Origin of the sequence: Helicobacter sp. UBA3407 (genome assembly GCF_949747025.1) — a bacterium.
GTDB classification, from domain to species: Bacteria; Campylobacterota; Campylobacteria; order Campylobacterales; family Helicobacteraceae; genus Helicobacter_D; species Helicobacter_D ganmani.
Map to the genome: position 1 here is coordinate 1 of NZ_CATKCB010000048.1, position 7,193 is coordinate 7,193.

Consider the following 7,193-nt stretch of genomic DNA (forward strand, 5'->3'; position numbering starts at 1 on the left):
GCAATCCATAATAGCCCGCAATTTGAGGGAATTGCGAGATTCTATGAAATCGCAGGAATCTTAACTCTCTTTGAGCATTCGTCTTGCAAGTTTTTTTGCCTTGACTTCTTCTGCCTCGCGTTTGAGTGAAGCATAAAGTGTATTCGTATGGTCCTCTAGCATTTTTTGGCTATTGGTTGGCTTTTCACCCTCTTTTGGCGCAAGCTTAATGTATTCTCCATTGCTTTGGAGTTCGTGTGCTTTTGCATTGTCTTCACTTTGAATCTTGATGATTCCAAAGAGTTTATCGGCTAAATTGTCTTCAAAAATAGGTGTCATAAGCTCTACGCGACGTTCTAAATTTCTAGGCATTAAGTCTGCGCTCGCAAAATAAATTTGCACTTTAGCGTGCTTGAAGTAGTAGATTCTTGCGTGTTCTAGGTATTTGCCCACGATAGAAATCACGCGGATATTTTCACTCACACCCTTAATACCCGGTCTTAAGCAGCAGATTCCACGCACAATCAAATCTATTTTCACGCCCGCAGCCGATGCCTTATAAAGTGCCAAAATCACATCGGTATCTACGATAGAATTTGCCTTTAAAATAATGCGTCCGTCTTTGCCTGCTTTAGTTTCGTTTTCTATTAATTCCAAAATTTTTGGCTTAATTTGCAAGGGAGCGGCAAGCAAAGTATTGAGTTTGGATTTATGAGAGAATCCTGAAAGATTGTGGAAAAACTTTGTTGCGTCTTGTGTAAATTCCCGCTTAGAAGTCATATAACTAATATCTGTATATATTTTTGCAGTGCTAGGATTGTAGTTTCCTGTGCTTAAATGCACATATTCTCGCAATTCTCGTCCGATACTTTTAATCACAAGGGCAATTTTTGCATGTACTTTAAGCCCCGGAACACCATAGATGACATGCGCTCCTGCGGATTCTAATGCACGCGCCCAATGCAAGTTGTTTTCTTCATCAAAACGCGCTTTAAGCTCTACTAATGCAGTAACTTGTTTGCCATTCTCTGCCGCCTCAATTAACGCCTTAACAATGGGGGAATTTTTCCCTACGCGATAGAGTGTCATTCGGATAGAAAAAACATCGGGGTCTTTTGCCGCACTTTGGATAAAATTCACCACAGGATCAAAACTCTCATAAGGTTGGAACGAAAGAATATCTTGAGAATCTAGCACAGAGAAAATATTTGCATTAGAATCTAGTGGGGGTAAGATTTTAGAAGTGTAGCTTGGGAAAGTCAATTTAGCAAAGTTTTTGTTGCCTACAATCTCCCAAAGAATATTGGAATTCATTGGTGCTTCGCACTCATAAATGTCTTCAGGAGTTACTTTAATATATTGCTCTACAAAGTTTTTTAGCTCCAAATCATCGGTTTTCTGAATCTCTAAGCGGATAATCTCTCCTTTGCGGCGGGATTTCAAACCCTCCGTCATTAGAGCCATAAAGTCATCACCCTCTTCCTCTTCAATCTCCATATCTGCATTTCTTGTAACCCTAAATGAAGTCCAACTCATCACCTTAAAGCCCGGGAATAACTCATTTGTAAATTCTGCAACAATGGAATCTGTATGGAAATAAGTATCACCTAAGCGCACGAATCCTGGTAACATTCGTGAAATACGAGTCATACCAAATTTAATCTCACTTGGATTGTCAATGCTTTGGAGTTTGAGTGCCAAAACATAGCTAAGGTTATTTAAATGCGGAAAAGGGTGTGTCGCATCTACCGCAATTGGCACAACAATAGGATAAAGATGATTGATAAAATATTCTCGCAATTCCTTTTTCTGATTCTTGTCCGCTTCATTATAGGTTTTGATACATAAGCCAAGCTTGCTTAATTCTTCTCTGATTTCAAAATAGCACGCCTCTAATCGTTGTTTTTCTAGTTTCAGATAACTACGAATCTCATCTAATTGCTCTTTTGGCGTCAATCTGTCTGGACCGCTCTCTGTAATGCGCGCACTATAAAGTCTTTTTAAACCTGCAACCCTCACCATATAAAATTCATCTAAATTTGTGCCATAAATAGCAATAAACTTTAAACGTTCTAAGAGTGGATTATTAGAATCCTGTGCTTCACTCAACACGCGCGTATTAAAGCGCAACCAAGACAACTCACGATTGATAAAATTTGCTGGCTTGTTAAAAGTATTTGGTGCCATTTTTACTCCTTTTGCTTAAATTGTTCTTATTTATTATAATAAAATTCGCATAAAACTTACCTTGAAAAAGCAACAATAAGGTTTAAGTTGTAATTTTGTATCATTTGCCTTTAAATTTATTGCGGGATAATCAACGATGGAAAAACTAAATTATAAAGATTCTGGTGTAGATATTGTAGAGGGAAATGCACTTGTTGAAAACCTAAAAGAGCTTGTGAAACAGACTTTTAATCCTAATGTCTTGGGTGGAATCGGCTCTTTTAGCGGGGCATTTTTACTTCCTAACAATTACAAAGAACCTGTTCTTTTAGCTGCAACAGACGGCGTAGGCACGAAACTAAAGCTTGCAATTGATAGTGGAATTTTAGATAGTGTTGGGATTGATTTAGTTGCAATGTGCGTCAATGATTTGATTTGCAATTTTGCAACTCCTTTGTTTTTCTTGGACTATTATGCCACAGGCAAACTCAATAAAGATTCCGCTTTAGAAGTCATTAGAGGAATCACGCAAGGCTGTTTAGAAGCAGAATGCGCGTTGATTGGTGGAGAAAGCGCGGAAATGCCCGGAATGTATCAACACAAAGATTTTGATTTAGCCGGCTTTGCAGTTGGAATCGCAGAACGCGCAATGATGCAGAGAGAATCGCAAGTCAAAGCAGGCGACATACTCATCGCTTTGCCAAGCAGTGGGATTCATTCCAACGGCTATTCTCTTGTGCGCAAGATTCTTTCTTCTCATCATATTGCATTGGATTCCACATTTGAGGGAAAACCACTGATACAAACGCTCCTAACGCCAACTAAAATTTATGTTAAAACTTTCAAAAAACTACAAAACAAAATCAAAGCTCTTGCGCATATCACGGGAGGAGGGTTGATTGAAAACTTACCGCGCGTTTTGCCACAAAATGTTTGCGCAAAAATCATCACAAAAAATATCCAATCTCTACCAATTTTTGATATGCTCTGTCAATATGTAGAGGAAGAAGATAAATACAGAACTTTTAATATGGGCGTTGGAATGGTATTAATCGTGGAAAATAGCGAGGTGGATTCTGTCATTAAAGAATCTGGAGGATATGTTTTAGGCGAGTTAATCAATGGAGAAAAAGCTGTAAAATTTCTTTAATTTAAAAAAATTTATGCTATAATATAAAGATAAACATTGAACTTAAATCTTATTTATGATTAAGTTTTAAGTGTTTCAATTTTATCTACGAAAGTGAAATGATTTCTATGCTTGAAAGTCTAAAAAAATTTTTAAAAGTTTATCCATTACCAATTTTTGTGCTATTGCTTAGCTTTGTAATTTATTATTCTGCTTTTGAAATCATACGCAAAAAAGAAATTACTCCTATTGCTGCAGAAACGGAAGCGGATTCTATGCTTAGCAAAGAAAATAAAATCGCAACAAATATTGCAGAATCACCAACAAAACCTTTCACAGAATCCAATCCAACACAATCACAACAAGAGATGCAGACAACAGAAAATTTATCCGCACAAGAGGTGCAAAATCAGCCAATACAGCCACCAAAAACTTATCTCTCTACAAATGTCAAATCTTTAAATATTCGTCAAGAGCCAAGCACAACTGCAGCTATTGCTGGCAAGCTCACACCAACAGAACAAGTGATTCTTTTGGAAGAGAAAGGTGATTGGATTCTTATTGCAGACGCAGGAGATGAAAAGCCGCTAGGTTGGATTATGAAAAAATTTAGCTATGAAATTACATTTCCAATTCAAGTTCTTTCACAAGAACAAAATATAGAATTGCCAAAATCTCTTGTCGCACCTGTTTCTACGACAGCTAACAAAATCTATGTTACCTCTAATGTGCGTTCTTTGAATATTCGTCAAGAGCCAAATGCAACCTCCGCTGTTATTGGCAAACTAACACCCTCCCATAAAGTAATCCTCTTAGAACAACGTGGGGAATGGATTATGATTGGAACATCTGAAGAGGGTAAAGTATTAGGCTGGATTCTCAAAAGCTATACACAAGAGATTCCAAAAGAAATTATGATTTCAGATACTAAACCCGCTAATGTAATAAATACGGAATCCAACCCAATTCCTGCTATGCCAAGCACACTTGTCCAAACACAAAATAACGCGCCCTTACAACAGACAATAACAAATGCTGCGAATGCGGAAATCCCAAATGTTCAAAATGCAAATACTCCGATTCAAAACACACAGGACACACCCATTTACACTTCCAAAGTTCCGAGTTTAAATATCCGCGAATTACCCTCCACAGACACGCCTATAATTGGGAAATTGACACCCAATGATTCTGTTATTATCGTAGAAACACAAGATGCTTGGGTAAGAATCTTAGATGCTAATACACCTTCTATCAAAAATGGTTGGGTTGTTCGTCGCTCTCTTGTTACAAGACAATAGCTTCAACCTCAAAACGCGACTTTCAAAAGTAAAGGAATCCTATGCAGTTTGCAGTAATTGGCAATCCGATTCATCATTCCCTCTCTCCTATTTTGCACAATTCTGCTTTCAAATCTTTGGGAGTCGTCGGCTTTTATAGTCGCTATTTATTAGAGAATCCCGAAAATTTTTCTAGCCTTAAAAATCTGCATTTAACAGGTGCAAATATTACCGTGCCTTTCAAAGAGATTGCATTTAAATCCTGCAATGAAGTCTTTGGAATCGCACAGGAAATTGGTGCAGTCAATACCCTTGTGTTTGAAAAAGAAAAAATACTAGGTTACAATACAGACGCTTTAGGATTTTATCAATGTATAGAATCCCTAAACCCAAAAAATACTTTAATTATTGGGGCAGGTGGCTCTGCAAAAGCTCTTGCTTGTATCTTAAAAGCAAAAGGCATCTCTACAACGATTCTCAACCGCTCGCAAAGCCGTTTAGAGAGCTTTATTGCATTGGGATTCCACACCGCAACTTTTGAAAACTTCACTCCAAAAGAATGTTTTGACCTCATCATCAACACTACTCCTGCGGGATTGACAAACGATTCTCTCCCCTTAGATTCTACGCTTCTTGCTCCACTATTAGATTCTACCAAGTTTGCTTTTGATTTGGTTTATGGGAGAGAAACACCCTTTCTAACGCTTGCAAAGAGTTTAAATATCCCCCATAGCGATGGCAAACAAATGCTGATTAATCAAGCGATTTTAGCATTTGAAATCTTTATGGAATCGCAAAAGATTCCAATAAACAAAACAATTTTGCGCCAGAGTATGCAAACTGCACTTTAATATGCTACAATAGCTCCATTCTAATTTAAAGGCAACCCTATGCACACCATTATCACTTCGCGACATTTTGAACTAACAGATTCTATTAAAGATTATATTTATCATTTAACCGAGAGTTTGGGAAAATATAATTTAGACATCTTGAGTGTCCGTGTCGTTATTTCCTATCAAGAAAAAAAGGGGCACAAAAAGGGCGAGAAAAAGAAAAAATGTCTTTTCAATATTGATTTGACGCTTTCTTTAGCTCACGCTAACACCGTAGTGATTAATCAAAATGACAAAGACCTTTATGCTGCGGCAGACCTTGCTATCTCGCGTATGCACAAAATCTTGCGTCGTTATCACGATAAAATCCATCACAAGCAAGCAATCCCAAGCGAAACTATTGTGGCAAATCAAATCTTACGCGATGAAGCAAGCGCACACAAGGGTGAGGACGAAATCGTGCCGATGGATTTAGATTTGCACAAGCCTTTGGATATTGAAGACGCGCTAGAGCGTCTTAAAAGTAGCTCGCAACAATTCTTTGTCTTTAACGACAAAGATTCCAAAATGCGTGTCATTTATAAACGAACTGATGGCAAATACGGGCTATACTAAACAAATCTGTCTCGTAGGCGGTGCAGTGCGCGACAAACTCCTATGCCTACCCATCAAAGATAGGGATTATGTCGCGGTAGGTTATAGCGAAAAAGACTTTAGCCATTTATCACGCGTGGGTAAAAGCTTCCCTGTTTTTTTGCGTCAAGATGGCTCGCAAATCGCCTTAGCACGCAGAGAAAAGAAAGTTTCCGCAGGTTATAATGGATTTTGCGTGCAAACAAAGCAAGTCTCGCTACAAGAGGACTTGAAGCGGCGCGACTTGACAATTAACTCTATTGCTCTAGATGAAGCAAAGGGTGAATATTACGACCCCTTTAATGGAATCCAAGATTTAAAAAACAAGATTTTGCGCCACACTTCCGAATCTTTTTGTGAAGACCCTTTACGTGTGCTTAGAATCGCAAGATTTCGCGCACGCTTTGGAATCTGTTGGAAAATCCACCCCAGCACAAAAGTGCTAATTTATCAAATGCGCAAAGAACTAGAATCGCTTGAGCCAAACCGCGTTTATCGCGAAGTAGAATCCGCAATGCAAACCCCCAATACTTCTTTGTTTTTTGAAACACTTTTTGAACTAGGAGTTTTGGATATTATTTTTCCACATCTCTATGCGCTCACCACCTTAAAAGAGGGCAATTTACACCATTTAGAAGCCTCCGTGTTTGCACACACAATGGAAGTTTTAAAAATCACCGAATCGCTAGCAAAAACCCTCCAAGCAACACAACAAATTTCAAACAAACAACTTTTAATTTTGAAATTCGCCGCTTTATATCACGATATTGCCAAACCTTATTGTTATCGCCATTTTGGCAATTCTAGCGGACACGATAAGCAAGAATATATTTTGCCTGCTCTTGATATTTTTATTCCAAAATCTATCCAAAAACCGATGTTGCAACTCATCAAAAACCATACCAAAATTTACAAACTAGACGAAATGCGTCCCTCTAAAATAATAGAGTTTTTTGATTCTTTTTGCAGAGACAAATCCTTGTTAAACCTGCAAATTGCCTTGCTCTTCGCTGACAGAAAAGGGCGCATTGATTTGCAAGATTCCACAACCCAAAGCAAAGATTCTCCTTACGATTCTCTTTCCAATCAAGCTTTTAGACAACGCATACTTCAAACTTTTAATGCACTCAATGCTTATTCTCCCAAGCTCTGGCTAGAATCCCAAAAGAA

Annotated in this window: 6 protein-coding genes; 5 read left to right on the plus strand and 1 reads right to left on the minus strand. The window is 38.1% G+C overall.

Features of this window, described 5'->3' with window-relative positions:
• Positions 1 to 60 precede the first annotated feature (60 nt).
• The gene (locus tag Q1553_RS00650) at positions 61 to 2,166 is read right to left on the minus strand and encodes an RNA degradosome polyphosphate kinase (protein WP_115552150.1); all 2,106 of its coding nucleotides are present in this window, start codon (positions 2,164 to 2,166) and stop codon (positions 61 to 63) included.
• A gap of 136 nt (positions 2,167 to 2,302) precedes the next feature.
• On the opposite strand from Q1553_RS00650, the gene purM reads away from it, so the two are divergent.
• The 5 genes from purM to Q1553_RS00675 form a co-directional block, all read left to right on the plus strand.
• The gene (purM, locus tag Q1553_RS00655) at positions 2,303 to 3,295 is read left to right on the plus strand and encodes a phosphoribosylformylglycinamidine cyclo-ligase (protein ID WP_115552151.1); all 993 of its coding nucleotides are present in this window, start codon (positions 2,303 to 2,305) and stop codon (positions 3,293 to 3,295) included.
• Between the two features lie 107 nt (positions 3,296 to 3,402).
• Positions 3,403 to 4,575, plus strand: coding sequence for an SH3 domain-containing protein (locus Q1553_RS00660; RefSeq protein WP_300706624.1), 1,173 nt, complete (start codon positions 3,403 to 3,405; stop codon positions 4,573 to 4,575).
• A gap of 41 nt (positions 4,576 to 4,616) precedes the next feature.
• Entirely contained in the window at positions 4,617 to 5,405 is a 789-nt protein-coding gene (locus Q1553_RS00665) for a shikimate dehydrogenase (RefSeq protein WP_115552153.1), read from the plus strand.
• A gap of 39 nt (positions 5,406 to 5,444) precedes the next feature.
• Positions 5,445 to 6,005: a ribosome-associated translation inhibitor RaiA gene (gene raiA, locus Q1553_RS00670; RefSeq protein WP_115552154.1), complete on the plus strand. Its 561-nt coding sequence runs from the start codon at positions 5,445 to 5,447 to the stop codon at positions 6,003 to 6,005.
• A partial coding sequence (locus tag Q1553_RS00675) for an HD domain-containing protein (protein ID WP_300842672.1) occupies positions 5,983 to 7,193 on the plus strand: 1,211 nt, incomplete at its 3' end. The genes raiA and Q1553_RS00675, both read left to right, overlap by 23 nt.